This is a genomic window from Alsobacter soli (genome assembly GCF_003004785.1).
Taxonomy (GTDB): Bacteria; Pseudomonadota; Alphaproteobacteria; order Rhizobiales; family Beijerinckiaceae; genus Alsobacter; species Alsobacter soli.
In genome coordinates, this window is record NZ_PVZS01000003.1 from 247,044 (window position 1) to 265,162 (window position 18,119).

Sequence of the window (18,119 nt, forward strand, 5' to 3'; positions counted from 1 at the left end):
GATCGAAGATGAAATCACTCGGCATTCTCGTGGCCGTCGCCGGGCTCGGCCTGGCTTCCCCGGCGCTTGCCCAATCCAGCACGAGCGGGACCTCCCCTGCCACCCCCGCCCCATCCGCCAGCGCCCAACCCGGCGCCGGCATGAGCGCCGGCCAGAACAGCCAGGCGGCGGCCCAGAAGATCAAGCAGGACCTGCAATCCGCCGGGTTCAAGGACGTCAACGTGGTCGCGCAGTCCTTCGTGGTGCAGGCCAAGACCAAGGACGGCAATCCCGTCGTGATGACCATCGGCCCGCACGGGATGTCGGTGTTCGAGGCCATGAACAGCTCCTCGGGCAACAGCACGGACCAGACCGGCTCGATCAACCAAAACAACAGCCAGAAGCAGTAGCGCGGGTCACGCGGCCCCCTTCCCTCGTCACCGGATCACAGGAGGCGCCGCCGCCCCCGGCACGCGGCGGACGGAGACACTGATGCCAATGTGGTTGCAGGCAGGCCTGTGGGGCCTCCTTGGCGGTTCCGCGCTTCTCGTCGGCGCTGCGACGGCCTGGTTCGCCAGCCTGTCGCAGCGCGTTGTGGCCGCCGTGATGGCCATCGGCTCGGGCGTGCTGATCTCGGCCGTGGCCTTCGACCTGATGGACGAGGCCTATCGCGAGGGCGGCTTCGATTCCACCTCCATCGGCTTCCTGGGCGGGGGCGCGATCTACACCGCAGCCAACATCTACATCTCGCGGCGCGGGGCCAAGCACCGCAAGCGGTCGGGGTCCAATCCGAAGGAAAGCCAGGACTCCTCGGGCGGATCAGGGCTGGCGATCGCTGTGGGCGCACTGCTCGACGGCATCCCCGAATCCGTGGTGATCGGCGTCAGCCTGCTCGCCGGCAAGGGCGTCAGCCTCGTCACGGTGGCCGCCGTGTTCCTGTCGAACGTGCCCGAGGGACTGTCGAGCGCCGCCGGCATGCGCAAGGCGGGCCGCAGCGCGGCCTATGTGTTCGGCGTGTGGGGCGCGATCGCCATCATTTCGGGACTGGCCGCGCTCGTGGGCAACGTCGCCCTCCAGGGCGCGAGCCCGGAAATCATCGCGGCGACCACCGCGGTCGCGGCCGGCGCCATCCTGGCGATGCTGGCCGACACCATGATCCCGGAGGCCTTCGAGACGGCCCATGACTATGCGGGCCTGATCACCGTCGCGGGCTTTCTCGCGGCCTTCTGCCTGTCGAAGCTGGCCGGCTGACGGCGGGCAAGGCTTTGGCGTTCCCACCGAGGCCCGCTTTCCTCCAGGTGTCGGCCCTATCCGGCGACCGGCTGCATCGCCGTCTCTCCGGCGCCCTGCGGCAAGGCGGGCGGACGCACGTGGCCGGCCTGCAGCTTCTCAAGGTCACCGGCGGAATTCGCCAGCAGCAGGGCGGTCGCAGCCCGCGCGCCCTCGGCATCCCGGGCCTGGATCCGCTCCATCACGGCCCTGTGCTCGGCGAGTGCGCGCGGACGGTGATCGCCCGTGGCCGCGATCGCGAAGCTCTGGCGCAGCGAGATCTCCAGCATTTGGGCGATGGGCCAGAAGAGCTCGTTGCGGGTGGCCATGTAAATGGCCTTGTGGAAAGCGATGTCGGACTCCACGAAGGCGGCATTGTCGGCAGCCGTCTCCATGCCGGCGAGCGCGGTCGCGATGGCGGCGCAGTCCTCCGGCCCGGCCGCCTCGGCCGCGATGGCGGCGGCGGCGGGCTCGACCGCGTAGCGAAGCGCGAAAAGCTTGCGCAGGTAGTCTTCCGTGTCCGCGCAGGCGAGCCGCCAACGCAGAACATCCGGGTCCAGGTGGCTCCAGGCCTCGGGCGGGCGCACGCGCGTGCCGCTCTTGGGGCGGGATTCAATCAGCCCCTTGCCGGCCAGGATCCTCATCGCCTCGCGCACCACCGGGCGGCTCACGTCCAGCATCTCGCAAAGGCGCATCTCGGCCGGGAGCGCCTCGCCGGGCGCGATCTCGCCCCGGATGATGCCCATCCCGATGCGGTCCGCCACCTGGCTGTGAACGTTCCGGACGAGGCCGGCCGAGTTCTTGAACATGGGCGCCCTTGGGCCGGTCCGCTGCGCCGGGGAAGTTGGCGCACGAGGCTTGCCGGCATTGGAAATCTAGTCTTACATTAAGCGCAGATGAAGTCCAAAGGGACTCGTCAGCACGAGAGCGGGCGCCAGACCCGCCTCCGGAGGAAACATATGACCGGACATCTCACCCGCCGCTCGCTGCTGCGCGCCTCCGCCCCGCTCGCGGCCGGCCTCGTCTTCGCTCCTGCCCTGATCGGGCGCGCCGTGGCAGCGGTGACCAAGCTGAAGCTCTCGTCCTCGCAGGCGAACGACCCGAAATACGCCAACGGCCGGGTGTTCTACGACAACCTGATGAAGCATGTGAAAAGCTCCGGCCTGGGCGAGCAGCTGGACGTTTCCTTCTTCCCGGACAACCAGCTCGGCCAGGAGATCGACGTCATCAACTCGGTGAAGCTCGGCGTCATCGACATGATGGTGTCCGGCTCGTCCATCTCGGCCAACCTGGTGCCGCTCGTCGGGACCTTCGACCTCGGCTACCTCTTCTCCAGCTTCGAGCAGCAGACCAAGGCCTTCGACGCCGGCGCCGCCAAGCCGGTGGAAGCCGCGCTGCTCAAAAACGCCAACATCCGCGTGATCGCCTGGGCCTACAACTTCGGCGCCCGCAGCGTGCTGGCCAAGAAGGCCGTGAAGACGCCCGAGGACCTCGCAGGCCTCAAGATCCGCACCCTCCCCAACCCGGTCATCACCGAATGCCTGCGCCTCATGGGCGCCGCCGCGACCCCGCTCGCCTTTGGCGAGATCTACACGGGCCTGCAGGCCGGCGTGCTGGACGGGCTGGAGCACGATCCGCCCACCATCGTGGCGAGCAAGTTCTACGAGACCGCCAAGTTCTACAGCCTCACCCAGCACAACTTCTCGCCGCTGGCGGTCTATTTCAGCGAGACCACCTTCAACCGTCTCGATCCCAAGCTGCGCGACTCCTTCCTGGACGCGGCCCAGAAGGCGGCGGCCGACACCCGCGCCCATGGCCTGGCGGTCGAGAAGGAAGCGCTCAAGGTGCTGGCCGACAAGGGCGTCACGGTGATCGACCCGGACCGCGAGGCGTTCCGCAAGAAGGTCGCCCCGCAGACGGACGCCTTCGTGAAGGCGCGCCCGGAAGCGAAGCCGATCGTCGACATCATTAAGTCCACCCAGGCCTGAGGCGGCTCGCCATGGAACTCGCCGTCGCGGGCCGCGTGGCGCGGCCGGGAACCCGCTCCCTGCTCCTCGCCACCGACTGGCTCGCGGCGGCGATGCTGGCGGCCGATCTCGCCGTCGTCATCGGCTCCGTGATCGCACGGTCGCTGTTCAACGCGCCCGTCGAGTGGGCCGACGACGTCGCCCGCGGCCTCATGGTGGGGTCGAGCTTCTTCGGCGCGGCGAGCGCGCTGGCCCGCGGCGAGAACCCGGGCGTCGCATTCTTTGTCGAGAAGCTGCCAGACGGGGCCCGCCGCGTGGCGGATTCGGCCGGCGCCGTCCTGGTGACGGTGATCGCCGCCTACGCGGCCTGGAACGCGCTCAAGCTCGGATGGCTCACCACGGGCCAAACCACCGGCTCGGGCCTGCCCCTGGAATGGACCTTCTATCCCATGGGCGCGGGCGCGGCCTGCATGGCCGTGTTCGCGGGCGAGATCGTGCTGCGGCGCCCGGCCCGCGAGATCGCGTCGGGACTTGCCCTCGTCGTGGTCGCGGCCTGCGCCTACCTGGCCTGGGACGCGCTGTCGCCCGCCACGGTCCCCGAGCCGCGCACCCTGATGCTGGTCGGCTTCGTGGTGACCCTGATGGGCGGGCTGCCGATCGGCTTCGCGCTGGCGCTGGCGGCGCTCATCTACATCTGGGTGGAAGGCAGCCTGCCGGGCGTCATCTTCGCCCAGCAGATGGCGCGCGGCATCGACAACTTCGTGCTGCTGGCGATCCCGTTCTTCATCCTGGTCGGCTACCTCATGGAGGCGAACGGCATGTCCGTGCGCCTCATCGAGCTGCTGCAGCGCCTCGTCGGGCGCATGCGCGGCGGGCTCAACGTCGTCATGGTCACCTCCATGGTGCTGTTCTCCGGCATCTCGGGGTCCAAGATGGCCGACGTCGCCGCCGTGGGCTCCGTGCTGGTGCCCGCCGCCCGGCGATCGAAGCAGAACCCCGGGCAGGCCGTGGCGCTGCTGGCCGCCTCGGCCGTGATGGCGGAGACCATCCCGCCCTGCATCAACCTCATCATCCTCGGCTTCGTCGCCAACCTCTCCATCGGCGGCCTGTTCATGGCGGGCCTCCTGCCCGCCGGTCTGATGGCGGCGGCGCTGATCGCCGTGTCGATCCTGTTCGGGACAAAAGCCGCAGAGGCCGCAGAGGTCATCCCGGCCGGCGAGGTCGGGCGCATGTGGACGGGCGCAGTCGTGTCGCTCGGCCTCATCGCCATGATCTTCATCGGCTTCAAGAGCGGCTTCGCGACGGCCACGGAGATCTCGGCCTTCGCGGCTCTCTATGCGGTCGTGGTGGGCGCGGCGGTGTTCCGGGAGCTGTCCTTCGCGGCCGCCTGGCGCTGCTTCGTGTTCGCCGCCAACCGCTCGGGCCTTGTGCTGTTCATCGTGGCCGCGGCCCAGTCGCTCGCCTTCGTGCTGACGCTCCAGCAGGTGCCCCACATGGTCGCCGAGGCCATGGTGACGCTGTCCCATTCGACCGGCGTGTGGATGTTCATGCTGCTCTCCATCGCGATCCTGATCGTCATGGGATCGGTGCTGGAGGGCGCGGCGGCGCTGATCATCTTCGGGCCGCTGCTGCTGCCGGTGGCGGCCCAGCTCGGCGTCGCGCCCCTGCATTTCGGCGTGGTGCTGGTGATCGCCATGGGCATCGGGCTCTTCGCCCCGCCCCTGGGGCTGGGGCTCTACGGCGCCTGCCTCATCGGCGACGTGCCGATCGAGCGCACGATCAAGCCCATCCTGGGCTACCTCGCCCTGCTGTTCGCCTGCCTGCTTCTGATCGCCTTCGTGCCGGGCGTCAGCCTGTGGCTGCCCCACGCCTTCGGGTACTGAGATGAAGATCCTGCTCACCCACACGCCGCAGGCGCGGGCGCAATACTACGGCCCGCGCGCCCTGGCGGCGCTGCAGGCCCTGGCCGAGGTGCGCCTGCACGAGGGCGCGGACGCCCTGGACGCCGCAGGCCTGGTCCGCGCCGCGCAGGGCGTCGACCTGATCATCGCCGACCGGCTCACCGAAGGCCGCGGCGAGATCTTCCCCGCCCTGCCGCGCCTGAAGGCGATGCTCCGCGTGGCCGTCGACATCCGCAACATCGATGTGGAGGCGGCCAGCGCCTGCGGGGTGCTGGTGACCCGGGCCAAGCCCGGCTTCATGGCCGCCGTTTCCGAGCTGGCGCTCGGCTTCCTGGTGGACTGCGCTCGCGGCGTCTCGCGCGCCGCCGCCGACTACCACGCCGGCCGCATGCCCGAGGTGCGCATGGGCCGGCAACTCACGGGCGCGACCGCAGGGATCCTGGGCTACGGCGCCATCGCCCGCCACCTCGCCCCCATCCTGTCCGCCCTCGGCATGACCGTGCTCGTGCACGACCCCTACGCAGCCGTGGACGACGCCCGGCTCCAGCAGGTGGGCCGGGAGGAGTTGCTCCGCCGCTCGGACTTCGTGATCTGCCTGGCCGTGGCCACGGAAGAAACCGAGAACCTGTTCGACGCCGCCGCCTTCGCGCTGATGCGGCCGGACGCGTTCTTCATCAACCTCTCGCGCGGGAACTTGGTGGACGAGGCGGCGCTGGCCGCCGCCTTGCGGGAGGGCCGCCTCGCCGGCGCGGCGATGGATGTCGGCCGCGCGGCCGACCAGATGCCCTCCCCGGCCCTGGCCGCGCTCCCGAACGTGATCGCCACGCCCCACATCGGCGGCCTCGTACCGCAGGCGATCGAATCCCAGGCCTTCGACACCGTGCGGCAGGTCGAGGCCATCCTGGCCGGCTCCGTCCCCGAGGGGGCCGTGAACGCCGACCGCTGGACGCGCCGCGGCGCCTGACCCCCGAGGCCCCATGACCCATCGCCCCGCACTCCAGGCCCCGCCCGGCGCCTGCGACTGCCACATCCACATCTACGACGCCGCCTATCCGGCCGCGGCGACCACGCCCACGCCCGGCTTCGCCTGGGCGACAGCGGACGCCTACCGGGCCCTGCAGGCCCGGCTTGGCCTCACGCGGGCCGTCGTGGTCCAGCCCACCGCCTATGGCTTCGACAACCGCTGCACGGTCGCCGCCATCCAGGCGCTGGGACAGGAGACAACGCGCGGCGTCGCCGTGGTCGGGGCGGACGTGGACCATGCCGAACTGCGCCGGCTCACCGAGGCCGGGATCCGCGGCGCGCGATTCCAGATGTTGCCCGGCGGCGTCGTGCCGTGGGACGACCTCGAGCCCGTGGCGGCCAAGATCGCCGACCACGGCTGGCACATCCAGTTGCAGATGGACGGCCGGCTCCTCCCGGAGCGCGAAGCGATGCTGCGGGGCCTGCCTTGCCCGCTGGTGATCGACCATGTCGGCAAGTTCCTGGAGCCGCCGGGACTCGACCATGCGGGCGTCGCCTGCCTCCTCCGACTGCTGGAGGCGGGAACAACCTGGCTGAAGCTCAGCGGTCCCTACGAGGTCTCGCGCGCGGGGCCGCCCGGCTACGACGACGTCGCCGCCATCGCCCGCGCCTGCGTGAAGGCGGCGCCCGAGCGCATGCTCTGGGCCAGCAACTGGCCGCATGTCTCGGTCAAGCAGCCGCCCGACGACGCGGACCTGCTGGACCTCCTAGCCGAATGGGCGCCCGCGCCGGCGATCGAGCAGATCCTCGTTCGCAATCCGGCTGCGGTTTACAGCTTCGAGGGGGCCTGAGTTTCGTCGACGAGAGCCCGCGCGCGGCCGGCAGCCCGCCGGCGAAGCGGCGCGCCGAATAGTGGGCATTTGGGGGTGATCTGGCCGCCCTAGGGGTCGGGGGCGACAAGGAACGCATAGCGTTCAATTGGAAGCGTGGCGACCCCGGCAGAAGCGCAACAGTTAAGCCTGGTCAAAGACTTATTCATCTGACCCGCATAAGAAATGCTGCATTGAGCTGCAATGGCATTTCGATCTCGTGACTAGCATTTTTTAGGCGGGCGAATTCGTCGACATGCGACGCGCCGCGGCAATTTCTGCTTGGTTGAGGGAGACCACTGGGAACGCGAGGTCATGACCAACACGGACCTTAACGCGCCAGAGTTCCGACTCCGCTTCGGTCGGGAGAACGCAACTGAGCGACGCGGTGGACATCGCATCTCAGATCAGCGAAGAACGCCCGCTCGCCCGAGCCGATAGTGCGCGAGGACTGGATGAATAGGGAACTCGAATTCGCCGAGAAGGACTTCGCCGCGAGGCTCGAAGATGTTGAGGTGCGTCTCGCCTACCAGGATCAGGTGATCGAGGATCTCAATAAGGTCATTGTCGAGCAATGGTCCGCCATGGACACCTTTCGTCGCCAGATCGAGCGCTTGGAGGAAAGGGTGCGGGACCTACAGGAGCGGCCCATTCCCGGCCCGCAGGAGGAGCCCCCGCCACCTCACTACTGAGCGGCGGACCGCAGTCCCTCGACACCCGAGTGACTCCGTGTGGCATCGGCTTTCATTGGCCCAAGCCGCCCCGAACAGGTCCACCACTGCGCCGAGGCGCTCGGTAAACTTGATTTCAGCGCGGAGCAGTTGGCGAGTATCGACGATTTACAAGACGGCGTTCGGTGGTCGTAATGCTGGGGGAACATCACCCTGGAAAGCCGAGGGAGTCGAGCAGCAGACCGGTCCAGCTTGGTGTACAGGAGCCCTGTTCGATCACGTGCGCGCCCGAGCGCTTGCGGACCTGTCGTGGCTGGCATTCAGCGGGCCGGACCTGCGTAGGACGCCCGCCGGCGTGGGCGAGCGCCTCGCGATTTTTAGTATATAAGCCGGATTATCACACGGTCGGATGGTGTGCGCCGACGTGCTCGGGGATATGACTGTGGCCAGCATGACCCATTTTGCAACAGCCTCATGACCCAACTCCCATCGCCGTCATGGCGCGTAGTTCTGAGATCCTATGTCTTTCTCGTTCTGATCATCCTGCTGAGCGGCGCGTTCGCCCTGCTTCTGCCGTTCATGGTCCTGCCGCGGTCGTTCGTGCGGCGCATTTTTCATGCGTATCTCAGGATCGGACTCTGGCTCATCGAAGTCGTTTGCGACGTCCGTTATGTCGTCGTGGGCCGTGAAAACATCCCCCCGGGGCCCGTGCTGTTCGCCTCGAAGCATCAATCCGCGTGGGACAGCGCTGTTCTGCCCATGCTGCTGGGCGATCCGGCCGCCTTCGTGAAACGCGAATTCCTGCTGGCGCCGATCATGGGTCTTGTCGCGTGGAGAATGCGTCATATCCCCGTGGCTCGCGGCAAGGGCGTCGGACCTTTCGCGAAGGCCGTCGAGACAGCCCGGCAGACGCTCGCCGAGGGGCGCTCGATCCTGATCTTTCCGGAAGGCACGCGCCGATGCGCGGCGCCCTATGCCAAGCCGGACTATCACAAGGGCGTGGCCGTTTTGTTCCAGCAATTGAAGGCGCCCTGCGTACCTGTCGCCTTGAATTCGGGCCTGGTCTGGCCGCGGCGGAGCATCCTCCGCCCGCCCGGCGTCATACGGGTCGAAATCCTGCCCCTTATCCCAGCGAGCACCGAACGCACGGCGTTCATGGGCGTCCTGATTGATCGCATCGAGACTGCATCCAGGCGTCTGGCGGGGGTTGAGGCTTCGCGAGGCGAGGAACTCGCGGCTGCCACGTGCTGATAAGAGCGGGCGATCCTGGGCGCCGCTTTGACGCGGAGGCGCGATGTGACGCTGGGGCGGCTCAGGCAGCCAATCCGGCCAGGGAAGCGCCGAACGGGTGGCTGGAGCCGACCCTATCGCCGCACTCGCTCTATAAGGTGGGGCAGCGCCGACGCATCAGCCGCCTCCTGTTTTGGCCGGTCTACGCCGCCTTCTGGTTGGCGCTGCGCATTGTGGGCGGCTACCGCATAGAGAACCTTCGGGCGATTAGGGGCCAATTCGCAGCGCTCGCGTCGCGCTCCAGTCCCATCCTGATCTGCGCGAACCATCTCACGTTCGTCGACTCGCTGCTCATCGTGTGGGCGCTCGCGCCGGCGCGCTTTTACGCGCGGCGCTACAATCACCTCTCCTGGAACGTGCCCGCCGACGACGTCTTTGGCCGCAGGTGGCTTTGCAGGGCCATCCTGCGCGTCACGAAATGCATCCCCATCGATCGGAACGGCTCCATGCGGCACAAGGACCGCGTGTTGCAGTTCTGCGCGCATCTGCTCGCGAAGGGTGAGACGGTGACGATCTTTCCCGAAGGGAGGCGCAGCCGGAGCGGCCGCTTCGACCCTGGCCGGCTGGCGACCGGCGTCGGCAAGGTCGTGGCCCACGCGGGTCCGTGCCGGGTCGCCTGCGTTTACATGCGCGCAGAGGGGCAGGACGGCTACTCGGACTTCCCTCGCCGCGGATCCCGCTTCCGCCTCGCCATGGAAGTGATCGAGTTCGGCGCCGTACTCCCCCGCCCTGGGGCATACCGAGCAATCACGGCCCGCATCGGCGAGACGCTAGCTCGGCTGGAGAAGCGCCATTTCGGACAGCCTGCGGACTGGGAGGACCGATGACTTTGCCGTCGGACATAACCGGGGCCGCGCTCGTCACGGGCGCATCTTCGGGGATCGGCCGCTCTCTCGCCTGTCAGCTCGCGAAACGGGGCTTTCCCCTGATGCTTGTGGGCCGCGACGAGGCCACTTTGCGCTCCGCGGCCCACGACTGCGCCGGCGCGGGCGTCAGGGCGGAGATCTGCGCCGTCGACCTCGCTGAGCCGGACGCCGTGAAGCGGATCGCCGCAGCCCTGGACGCGGCCGGCATGCGGGTTGAGATCCTGGTCAACAACGCCGGCTTCGCCGTGCACGGCCCCGTGGCGGCCGTGGAGGCGGATGCGGAGGAAGCCCTCGTTCAGGTGCAGATCCTCGCGACCCTGCGACTGACCCGGCTGGCGCTGCGCTCCATGCTGCCGCTGCGCAGCGGGCGCATCGTGCACGTGGCGTCCGTTTACTCGTTCATCCCCGTCCCGCACCAGGCCGTGTACGGCGCCTGCAAGGCCTTCATGTTTAGCCACGCTGCGGCCCTGCGCGAGGAGCTCAGGGGGACGGGCGTCACCGCCAGCCTGCTCGCGCCGGGCACGACCCGCACCGCCTTCCGCAGCCGCGCGGGCCTCAGCCCCAGGGCGGAGCGCGGCGGCATGGACCCAGACCGCGTTGCGGCCGAAGCCGTCGAGGGCCTGATGGCCGGGCGCTTCCTGATCGTGCCGGGGTTGCGCAACAAGCTGCTCACGCTGGCCGCGGGCCTTGTCCCGCGCCCGTCCCGCGCCAGGGTGATGGGCGCGATTAACGCCAGGCGCGGCCTGGGCGGTCACGGCGGCGGCTGAGCGGTCTTCCCTTCGTCCGGAATGAGCTTGCCGGGATTCATGATCCCCTTTGGGTCCAGCGCCGCCTTGAGGCCGCGCAAGGCGCGCAGGCCGGTGGAGGAGACTTCCTGCTCCATCCAGGGACGGTGTTCCGTCCCCACGGCGTGGTGGTGGGTCAGGGCCGCGCCGCTCTGCATGAACCCGTCAGTGATGCGGCGCTTGTAGCGGTAATACTGGTCGAGCTCGCGCCCCTCGATCTGCCGGGCCGCGTAGGTGAAGTAGAGACAGGCGCCGGTATCGTAGGTGTGGGAGATATGGCAGCCCACCACGCCATGGCCGCCCTGCTCCTCCCGGAACAACTCCTCCACGGCCGCTATCGTGCGGGCGTGCACGTCGACGACCTTGTCCCAGGTGGCCGAGGTCTCCGAGACGTCGCACATGACGCCGCGGTCCATGATGTAGTCCCGCAGGTAGGGCATGTTGTACTTGTCTTTCGACCAAGCTCCGCCCACGCTCGCCCCGAGGGGAAAGGCCCCTCGCCTCTTCATCACCCTGAGCGCCTGGACCCGAAGGCGGCGCACGTCCGCAGGCTGGCCTTCGAAGCCGATCACCATGATGCACGGCCGCGCGTAGCCGGAACGGGCCAGGTAGGCCTTCACCCCGCCCTGGAGCAGGCCGGACAGGCCTTTGGGCGGCGCCTTCATGCGGAAGGCCAACTCCGTCTCGCCCTCGTCCTGCAGCCGGATCATGCTGGGACGGATACCCGCCCGCAGGCAGTCGTGGATGGCGGCCACGCCATCACTGAAGCTGCGAAAAAGCAGCCCGCGATAATCCTTCGCCGCAGGCGCCGCGTGCACCCGCATGGTGGCTTCGACGATCACGCCGAGCACCCCCTCCGAGCCCACGACAACGCGGTTCAGGTCGGGTCCCGCCGACGAGGCAGGCACGGGACGAGTCTCGATCACGCCCATCGGGGTCGCCATCGTGACGGACACGACCATATCCTCAATCCTGCCGTAGGCGTCGGACTGCATGCCGGCGGACCGGGTCGCAAGCCAGCCGCCCAGGGTCGAGTACTCGAAGGAATCCGGGAAATGCCCCAGGGAGAGGCCGTGCTTCTGGAGTTGCTGCTCCAGCTCGGGGCCGGACGCGCCCGCCTGGATCACCGCGGTCATGGCGTAGCGGTCCACGCTCACCACCCGGTTCATCCGTCTCAGATCGAGGCAGACGATCATGCGCCGCTCCCCGAGCAGGGGATCGACGCCGCCGACGATGTTGGTCCCGCCCCCGAAGGGGATCACGCACGCCTCGTGGGCATGCGCCAGCGCCAGGATGCTCTCGACGTCCTCCCGCGAGCTCGGACGAACCACGAGGTCTGGCAGCCTGCCCAGATCTCCGCAGCGGGCGCGCCAGAGGTTCGGATAGCTCTTCCCATATGCGTGGTGGAGGCGGTCCTCGTCCGAGCTCGAACACTCCGCATGGGGCACGGCCGCCGCGAGCGCGCCGACAAAGGCGTCGTTCATCACAGGCGAGGCAAACCGCAGGGATGCCCGCTCCACCGGCGGCGTGGAGCGCTCCACCTCGAGTCCAAGCTTGGTCCGGGCCCAGGGCCAAAGGTTCGGCTTCTGGTCCATGGGGAACGAAACGTCATACGCGCCCCAGCCCCACCATTTCATCATGGGCGCTCTCTCCCGGTTTCAGGCCGCCGCGATCGCCTCCCGCCCCGGCGCGCGGTCACCCCAGCCAGCCTGCTCGGCAAAGGCGAGAAGGCGGACGACATAGGCGCCGTCAACGGCTGGTGGGTCCCGATACGCGTCGCCCAGGGCGGCGCGGAGCCTCTCGACTCCAAACACGGGCTCGCCCGTCGTGTAGGGCTGGTAAGCCTGGAACACCGGCTCCAATCCCTTCTGGAGCCTCGCCATCACGGGTGGCATGGCCGACAGCGCAGCCGCCTTCTCGGCGTCGGTTCTGCAGACCCGAAGGCCCGTGATTCGCAGGGCGCGCTGGGCGTCTGCCCAGAGTTCGTCGACCTGGGGCGGATGGGGATGCGTGAGGTGAAAGACGCCCTCGGCTCGCACGCGAAGCAAGGCCACGATGGCGTCCGCCGCCCAGTCGAGCGGAACCAGGTTAAGCGTGGCTCCGACGTCGTGGCGCACGGCCACTGGCATGTGGACCACGCCCTCGCTTGAAACGGCGACGCTGTCCGGCAGACGAGCGCCAGCTCGGCGGCGCAACACGGCGGCCGCGACCGCGAGCGCCTTGCAATACGTGTAGAAGGCATCGAAACCCGGCGTATAGCCGTCTTGTCCGCCGACCAGGATCGCGGGTCGATAGATGGCGAAGCGGCGGCCCGCGGCGGAGGCCGCCCACGCGCGGACCAGGCCTTCCCCGGTATGCTTCGACGTCTCGTAGGGATTGCGCCAGCGCTGGCCAACCGCGTAGTCCGTCTCCCCGAAGCGCCGCGCGTCGCCGGCCACGTAGGCGGTGGAGACGTGCAGCACCTCACGCACGCCCAGCGCGTCGGCCAGGTCCAGCATGTTGCGGACGCCACCCACATTGCTGGCCATCGCCTGCTCGGCGTCGAGGAAATCGATGCTGGCGGCGCAGTGAAGGATGCGGCTCACGCGACCCGCAAGGCTCGCGCGCTTCGAAGCCGACAGCCCGCAGAGCGGCGCGCCGATATCCCCGCGAACGGCGCCGACCTCTGCTCCTGAAGGCAGGAGGGGTTGGAGTCTCCGCCTGGCGTGAGCCTCGTCGTCCGCGCGCACGAGGCCAATCACCGGCTCCCCCGCGTCGACAAGGCGCGGCAGCAGCTGCGATCCCAGGGTCCCGGTCGCCCCCGTCAGGAGGGTGCCCATGTTCCACGCCTCGTCGATGGGAACGCCCACGAACGCAGGCGGGAATTCGAATCGGCGGTCAGCAGCCCAAGGCGGGCGCTGGCCGCAAGCGCCACGTACTAAACAACCCTAGGTTGGGCAACAACCTGAAACCTAACTCAGGTTGGTTCGAAACGAATGTGGAGCCGCTCCGGCCAACGATGCCCGACACGGGCCTTGTAGCGAACCGGGCCGTCGTCGATCGCGAGCCGACGGGTTCGAGTGAAGAGCGCCTGCAGCGCCGCCGCGACCTGGAGGCGCACGAGGTTGGCGCCCAGGCAACCGTGGCGTCCCTGGCCGAAGGTCAAGGCGCCGCCCTCTGACCGATCAGGGGCGAACCTGTCAGGTTTCTCGAAGGCAACCGGGTCGCGGTTGGCGGCCGCCAGCGCCAGAAGCACGACGCCGCCCTGGGGGATCGAACGCCCGGCTATTACCAGGTCCTCCCGCGCGATGCGGGCGATGAACTGGCCGGGGGTATCGAAGCGAATCCCCTCCTGGGCGACGGCGCGCGCACGCTCGGGCTCCCGTTCGAGCCTGCGCTGCTCTTCTGGATGGCCGCCGAGGGCCAGCAATGTGTTCGCAATGGCGGCGTCGATGTTCTCGATCCCGTCGGCATAGATTAGCATGCAGGCGTCGAGCAGCTCGGGCTCCGATAGTATTCGACCTTCGGCCTCGGTTTGCATCAACTCAGAAATCAGGTCGTCGCCACCCGCTCGACGCCGCGCCGCCGCGTGCTGGCGCAGATAGTCGCGAAATTCCGCGAGGTCCTGGTCCACCCTCACGCGGGCGGCCTCCGAGGGCATGGGCGCGAACAGATGGAAGAAGGCGTCGCTCCAGGCATCCAGCCGAGCGGCGTCTTCGATCGGCAGCCCCATGATCAGCGAAATCACCGCGACCGAGAGCGGGCGCCCGAATTCAGACATGACCTCCATCGACCGACGCTCGAGGCAGGGCTCCAGGAGGCTCCCGGCTAGTTGCGGAAGTTCGAGATCGAGACGACCAAGCCGGGCCCGAAGCGCTCCCGCGACGATCCGCCGAACAGCCCCATGCTCCGGCTTGTCGAGGAAGGGCAGGATGTTCGCCGCCACGTCGGCGCAGACGAACCGGTCGCGATTGCGACGGGCGATCACGGCCGTGGGCGCCGGAGCGTTGCCCAGGCGGCGGTCGCCGAACGCCGCAGCCACGTCCGCGTGTCGTGTCAGGAACCAGGCGCCCGAGCGTGTCCGATGCACGGGGTCATGGACGCGCAGCGCCGCGTAGGTCGGATACGGATTTTCGAGAAAGACGGGATCCAGGAGGTCCAGTGGCGAGCCGACCGCGGCTTGCGTCGGGCTCGGCGCATCCCCGCGAAGGGTGGACAGCAGACGTCGGAGCACCATGGACGCTTGGCCCTGCGATCGGAGAGGTGGAAAACTACTAGCTTTGCTTGTGACCGTTACCTCCCTCAACTAGAGCTTGTCGACCCTTGCAAGTCACCTCGCATGCGCCGTGTCGCCACCTGATGTTCCCCAACTGTCGCGGCGCCGCGGGCCCGCTTGGAGCTTAACCTGATGACCGGGCCGACGGAGTCGGAAGGATGGAGGCTGGCCGGCGCCGGCCTGGTCAAAGCCTATGGCGCGCGGGTGGTGGTGTCGGACGTTTCGATCCTGGTGCGCCCTCGGGAGATCACCGGGCTTCTGGGCCCGTCGGGATCTGGCAAGACGACGATTTTCCGCATGCTGACGGGGCTGGAGCGACCTGACCGCGGCCTTGTCTCCCTGGACGGGCGCGACGTCTCCCGCGTCGCCCTCGATGGCCGGGCGCGCCTCGGGCTCGGCTACGTTCCGCAGGCTCCGAGCTTGTTCCCGGGTCTTACCGCCGAGGAAAACCTGAAGATCGCCGCGGAGGCGCGCCACACGGACCCAGCCCTGCGCAAGCGGGTGGTCGGGATGATGCTGGCCTGGTTCGGGATCGAGCCGACGAGGAATGTTCGGCTGGGCCTGCTGTCGGGCGGACAGCGCAAGCTCGTCGAGATCGCCTATGCGGTTTGCCCCCTGCCCCGCTACCTCCTGCTTGACGAACCCTTCACTGGGCTCGACCCCTTGATGGTCGCCGCGCTCTCGGCCCGCATCCGCGCCATCGCGGCGTCGGGCGTGGGGGTGCTGCTGACCGACCACAAGGCGCGCGCGGCGCTCGAACTGGTGGACAGCGCCGTCGTCCTTCAGGACGGACGCGTCATCGCTGCCGGACCTCCCGCGGACGTGATCGACATGCCGCGCGTACGATCCGCGTTTCTGGGCGACAACTTCAGCGTCGGCGAGGCCGCTCCCGCCGAAGGCGCAATGGCGGTCTAGCGCGCCGATGCTCTTCTCGCGGCAAGCCGTCCGGCAGATGCTGACGACCTACCTCATCGCGTTTTCCGCACTGCTGGGCGTTTTCGCCATCGAGAAGTTCGACTTCATCTTGCGCACGGCCTTGACCTACCGGCTGGGGCCGCGCTCCTTTTTGGTGCTGTTCGGCGCCATGATGCCAACCATCATGGATGCAGTGGCACCCATCGCGGCATTGGTCGCCACCTACCTCGTCGTGCTGCAGAAACGCGAGGGGCGGGAATTTCTGATCCTTTCCGCTGCGGGTTCGGGGGGGCGGCCCCGAATCGAAATCGCCGCCGCGATGGCCTGCGTCGCCCTGTTCAGTTCCCTTGGAGTCGCCGGCTTCCTCAAGCCGCTCGCGAGCCACGTGTTCCGCAGCGAGTACGAAGCGGCGCTCGCGGGTGTCGTCGGCCGCGGGGCGGAGACGGGACAGTTTTTCGATGCCCGCGACACCGTGCTGCATGTCTGGGGCGATCCCTCTCCGGTGGGGCGCAAGATGCGCGTCTTCAGCTTCGACGGCGACCGCCTCGACCAGGTGTTCGCATCCAACTGCGCCGACATGCGCGTCGAGGGCGGTCGACTGCTGGTGGATGCCTGCGAAGCGCGCGTATTCGCCTTCAAGAAGCCGGAAAGCGAATCGGGCGAGCCGCTCCCCATGACGCCACACTGTCGGATCTGCACGGACCCCGACGGCGGGATCGACGTCGTGCGGGTCAAGGGCGCCGGGTCGCGGAGGGAATTCGACGTCAACACGCTGTTCCCACCGGAGGTGAGCAGTCGCCAGGACGAGTTGACGCTGCCGGCACTCCTGGCGCGGCGCGATACGGTCTTTCTCTCCCGCTCCAATGGGCGGAAAGGGACGATCATCGTGCAGCAGGCGATTGTGAGCGCCCTCGGAGTCGGCCTGGCCTTTCTGGCGGCCGCCGGCACAACGGCCAGGACCCGCTTCCTCGCCTTGCCGGCCGCCATCGCCCTTCTGCTTGGCTGCCTGGTGCTCGCCGGCTCCGGCGCCTTCGCGCCTGCCGACGGATCGGCGGTTGCAGCCGCTCTCGCGACGGCGGCGCTGGCCGCCCTGTCACTCGGCGGGCTCGTGCTGTCGGCCGTTGTGACGCGCCCCATGCTGACCGCCCCGCGCCTGGTCCGTTCATAATGCGAGCGCCTGCACCCACGCCCCGCGCGTGGGGACGCCTGCGCCGCTTCGCGCTCGGCGTCCACACGCGGGCGATGCTGTGCCATCATCTGTGGTTCATCAGCCTGACCCTGTTCGCCATCGTCGGCTCGGTCACAGCGATCAACGTGTCGTCCGAGATCGCCCAGGTCTGGGCTGAAGGCGCCGCCCTTGGCGCCGCGCCCAGCCGCACGGCGGCGTATATTGCCTATCGATTGCTCGACAACGGCTCGCAAGCCTTCCCGATCGCCTTTCTGCTTGGGCTGATCTGGGCGGAGGCCGCCCATGCGGCCAGCGGGCGACTGGCCATGGTGCGCACCGTAGGGATGTCCTTTGCAGGCCGGAGCGCGGCCTTGTTCATCCTCGCGGCAGCATCGGTTCCCGCCCAGTTCCTTCTCGACAACGTGGTCCGTCCATACGCTTTCATGTCGCTGAGCCGGAGTCACCTGGGCGAATATGGCTGGGCCTACGCGGCCGCGCGCAAGCCGCACGCCTCGTGGCTGGCGGTGGGCGGCCGCGTGATCCAAGCGACGCTCCAGGATGCTCCCGATCCGAAACTCGGGCCTGCGACCGTCTATGACTTCGATGCTCAGGGCGATTTGCTGCGCGTGGCCGAGGCGGGCGTATTCGCCGTCAGCCCGGCCGAGCCGTTCCTGCTGCGGGCTCGCGGCGCTTCGGTCTGGACGATGCAACCTGACAGGGGCGAGGCTGCGTCGGCTGCCGGCGCCGAGGCGCCGGTCGGCGCGCGCGTCCATCAGGAGGACATCACGATCGCCCTCAGCCCGCGGTGGCTTCTCTATCGGGGCATCCATCCGAAATACGTTCCGTTGCCTGACCTGATCGCCCTTTCGCGGGACCGCGCGCTGCCGAACAACCCGCCGCAATATGCCGAGTGGCTGCGCATTCGCCTGAGCCAGGCGCTCACGCCCGGGCTCGCCGCGATCGCGGTCGCTGGCCTTTTCGCTGTCGCCTACGACCTTTGGGGGCTCGCCGCTGCCGCCATGGCCGGGCTCGCCGCCAGCTATCTGGCCTATTTGGGCGCACGCATCGCGGCGATCGCGATCGAGAGCCACTTGGGACCCGCGATCGTCGCCGCCGCGGCGCTGCCTTTGGCGCTCGCCGCGGCGGATGGATGGCTGCTCTACCGGCTCAGTCCGCGGGAGCACCACCGATGATTGAATTTTCGGTGGGCGCGTCTTGCTA

General features: G+C 68.5%; 17 protein-coding genes. 13 read left to right on the forward strand and 4 right to left on the reverse strand.

Translation table 11 applies throughout. The annotated features are described in order from the left end of the window. Nucleotides 1-8: 8 nt before the first annotated feature. A complete protein-coding gene (locus SLNSH_RS04190) occupies nucleotides 9-389 on the forward strand; it encodes a hypothetical protein (RefSeq protein WP_106335398.1) in 381 nt (126 codons plus the stop codon). An 82-nt stretch (nucleotides 390-471) separates the two neighbouring features. Beyond that, complete coding sequence (locus SLNSH_RS04195; RefSeq protein WP_106335399.1) at nucleotides 472-1,230, forward strand: ZIP family metal transporter; 759 nt, start codon at nucleotides 472-474, stop codon at nucleotides 1,228-1,230. Between the two features lie 56 nt (nucleotides 1,231-1,286). Here the strand turns inward: SLNSH_RS04195 and SLNSH_RS04200 are convergent, their stop codons facing one another. After that, nucleotides 1,287-2,057 (reverse strand): FadR/GntR family transcriptional regulator, encoded by a 771-nt coding sequence (locus SLNSH_RS04200; protein ID WP_106335400.1) that lies wholly within the window; start codon nucleotides 2,055-2,057, stop codon nucleotides 1,287-1,289. Between the two features lie 150 nt (nucleotides 2,058-2,207). Here SLNSH_RS04200 and SLNSH_RS04205 point away from each other — a divergent pair, with 150 nt between their 5' ends. From SLNSH_RS04205 to SLNSH_RS04240, 8 genes are all read left to right on the forward strand, one after another. Then, nucleotides 2,208-3,236, forward strand: coding sequence for a TRAP transporter substrate-binding protein (locus SLNSH_RS04205; RefSeq protein ID WP_106335401.1), 1,029 nt, complete (start codon nucleotides 2,208-2,210; stop codon nucleotides 3,234-3,236). An 11-nt stretch (nucleotides 3,237-3,247) separates the two neighbouring features. After that, nucleotides 3,248-5,098: a TRAP transporter large permease gene (locus tag SLNSH_RS04210; RefSeq protein WP_106335402.1), complete on the forward strand. Its 1,851-nt coding sequence runs from the start codon at nucleotides 3,248-3,250 to the stop codon at nucleotides 5,096-5,098. Nucleotide 5,099: 1 nt separating this feature from the next. Further along, entirely contained in the window at nucleotides 5,100-6,080 is a 981-nt protein-coding gene (locus SLNSH_RS04215; protein ID WP_106335403.1) for an NAD(P)-dependent oxidoreductase, read from the forward strand. A 13-nt stretch (nucleotides 6,081-6,093) separates the two neighbouring features. After that, a complete protein-coding gene (locus SLNSH_RS04220; protein ID WP_106335404.1) occupies nucleotides 6,094-6,930 on the forward strand; it encodes an amidohydrolase family protein in 837 nt (278 codons plus the stop codon). A 473-nt stretch (nucleotides 6,931-7,403) separates the two neighbouring features. Next, nucleotides 7,404-7,640 carry a SlyX family protein gene (locus SLNSH_RS04225; protein WP_106335450.1) on the forward strand — a complete coding sequence of 79 codons (237 nt, stop codon included), beginning with the start codon at nucleotides 7,404-7,406 and terminating at the stop codon, nucleotides 7,638-7,640. Between the two features lie 453 nt (nucleotides 7,641-8,093). Further along, nucleotides 8,094-8,870, forward strand: a complete 777-nt coding sequence (locus SLNSH_RS04230; protein ID WP_106335405.1) for a lysophospholipid acyltransferase family protein — start codon at nucleotides 8,094-8,096, stop codon at nucleotides 8,868-8,870. A gap of 137 nt (nucleotides 8,871-9,007) precedes the next feature. Then, nucleotides 9,008-9,736: a lysophospholipid acyltransferase family protein gene (locus tag SLNSH_RS04235; protein WP_158266671.1), complete on the forward strand. Its 729-nt coding sequence runs from the start codon at nucleotides 9,008-9,010 to the stop codon at nucleotides 9,734-9,736. After that, nucleotides 9,733-10,542: an SDR family NAD(P)-dependent oxidoreductase gene (locus SLNSH_RS04240; RefSeq protein WP_106335407.1), complete on the forward strand. Its 810-nt coding sequence runs from the start codon at nucleotides 9,733-9,735 to the stop codon at nucleotides 10,540-10,542. The genes SLNSH_RS04235 and SLNSH_RS04240 overlap by 4 nt, the downstream gene beginning before the upstream one ends. Here the strand turns inward: SLNSH_RS04240 and SLNSH_RS04245 are convergent. The 3 genes from SLNSH_RS04245 to SLNSH_RS04255 all read right to left on the reverse strand — a co-directional run bounded on the left by SLNSH_RS04245 (nucleotide 10,527) and on the right by SLNSH_RS04255 (nucleotide 14,581). Then, the gene (locus SLNSH_RS04245; protein ID WP_106335408.1) at nucleotides 10,527-12,200 is read right to left on the reverse strand and encodes an FAD-binding oxidoreductase; all 1,674 of its coding nucleotides are present in this window, start codon (nucleotides 12,198-12,200) and stop codon (nucleotides 10,527-10,529) included. The two genes, SLNSH_RS04240 and SLNSH_RS04245, sit on opposite strands and share 16 nt — an antisense overlap. 18 nt (nucleotides 12,201-12,218) lie before the next feature. Further along, the gene (locus SLNSH_RS04250; RefSeq protein ID WP_106335409.1) at nucleotides 12,219-13,379 is read right to left on the reverse strand and encodes an SDR family oxidoreductase; all 1,161 of its coding nucleotides are present in this window, start codon (nucleotides 13,377-13,379) and stop codon (nucleotides 12,219-12,221) included. 137 nt (nucleotides 13,380-13,516) lie between these two features. Next, nucleotides 13,517-14,581 carry a cytochrome P450 gene (locus tag SLNSH_RS04255; RefSeq protein WP_158266672.1) on the reverse strand — a complete coding sequence of 355 codons (1,065 nt, stop codon included), beginning with the start codon at nucleotides 14,579-14,581 and terminating at the stop codon, nucleotides 13,517-13,519. A gap of 366 nt (nucleotides 14,582-14,947) precedes the next feature. Here SLNSH_RS04255 and SLNSH_RS04260 point away from each other — a divergent pair, with 366 nt between their 5' ends. Genes SLNSH_RS04260 through SLNSH_RS04270 form a run of 3 tightly spaced genes read left to right on the forward strand, consistent with a single transcriptional unit; the run spans nucleotide 14,948 to nucleotide 18,091 of the window. Further along, nucleotides 14,948-15,730, forward strand: a complete 783-nt coding sequence (locus SLNSH_RS04260) for an ATP-binding cassette domain-containing protein (protein ID WP_106335411.1) — start codon at nucleotides 14,948-14,950, stop codon at nucleotides 15,728-15,730. 37 nt (nucleotides 15,731-15,767) lie between these two features. Beyond that, the gene (locus SLNSH_RS04265; RefSeq protein ID WP_158266673.1) at nucleotides 15,768-16,898 is read left to right on the forward strand and encodes an LptF/LptG family permease; all 1,131 of its coding nucleotides are present in this window, start codon (nucleotides 15,768-15,770) and stop codon (nucleotides 16,896-16,898) included. Continuing rightward, complete coding sequence (locus SLNSH_RS04270) at nucleotides 16,898-18,091, forward strand: LptF/LptG family permease (protein WP_106335413.1); 1,194 nt, start codon at nucleotides 16,898-16,900, stop codon at nucleotides 18,089-18,091. Before SLNSH_RS04265 ends, SLNSH_RS04270 begins: the two co-directional genes overlap by 1 nt. The last annotated feature ends 28 nt before the right edge of the window (nucleotides 18,092-18,119 follow it).

Coding starts and splice junctions, on each gene's coding strand:
- SLNSH_RS04190 (WP_106335398.1), top strand. CDS start 9: ATGAAATCACTCGGCATTCTCGTGGCCGTCGCCGGGCTCGGCCTGGCT.
- SLNSH_RS04195 (WP_106335399.1), top strand. CDS start 472: ATGCCAATGTGGTTGCAGGCAGGCCTGTGGGGCCTCCTTGGCGGTTCC.
- SLNSH_RS04200 (WP_106335400.1), bottom strand. CDS start 2,057: ATGTTCAAGAACTCGGCCGGCCTCGTCCGGAACGTTCACAGCCAGGTG.
- SLNSH_RS04205 (WP_106335401.1), top strand. CDS start 2,208: ATGACCGGACATCTCACCCGCCGCTCGCTGCTGCGCGCCTCCGCCCCG.
- SLNSH_RS04210 (WP_106335402.1), top strand. CDS start 3,248: ATGGAACTCGCCGTCGCGGGCCGCGTGGCGCGGCCGGGAACCCGCTCC.
- SLNSH_RS04215 (WP_106335403.1), top strand. CDS start 5,100: ATGAAGATCCTGCTCACCCACACGCCGCAGGCGCGGGCGCAATACTAC.
- SLNSH_RS04220 (WP_106335404.1), top strand. CDS start 6,094: ATGACCCATCGCCCCGCACTCCAGGCCCCGCCCGGCGCCTGCGACTGC.
- SLNSH_RS04225 (WP_106335450.1), top strand. CDS start 7,404: ATGAATAGGGAACTCGAATTCGCCGAGAAGGACTTCGCCGCGAGGCTC.
- SLNSH_RS04230 (WP_106335405.1), top strand. CDS start 8,094: ATGACCCAACTCCCATCGCCGTCATGGCGCGTAGTTCTGAGATCCTAT.
- SLNSH_RS04240 (WP_106335407.1), top strand. CDS start 9,733: ATGACTTTGCCGTCGGACATAACCGGGGCCGCGCTCGTCACGGGCGCA.
- SLNSH_RS04245 (WP_106335408.1), bottom strand. CDS start 12,200: ATGATGAAATGGTGGGGCTGGGGCGCGTATGACGTTTCGTTCCCCATG.
- SLNSH_RS04250 (WP_106335409.1), bottom strand. CDS start 13,379: ATGGGCACCCTCCTGACGGGGGCGACCGGGACCCTGGGATCGCAGCTG.
- SLNSH_RS04260 (WP_106335411.1), top strand. CDS start 14,948: ATGACCGGGCCGACGGAGTCGGAAGGATGGAGGCTGGCCGGCGCCGGC.
- SLNSH_RS04265 (WP_158266673.1), top strand. CDS start 15,768: ATGCTGACGACCTACCTCATCGCGTTTTCCGCACTGCTGGGCGTTTTC.
- SLNSH_RS04270 (WP_106335413.1), top strand. CDS start 16,898: ATGCGAGCGCCTGCACCCACGCCCCGCGCGTGGGGACGCCTGCGCCGC.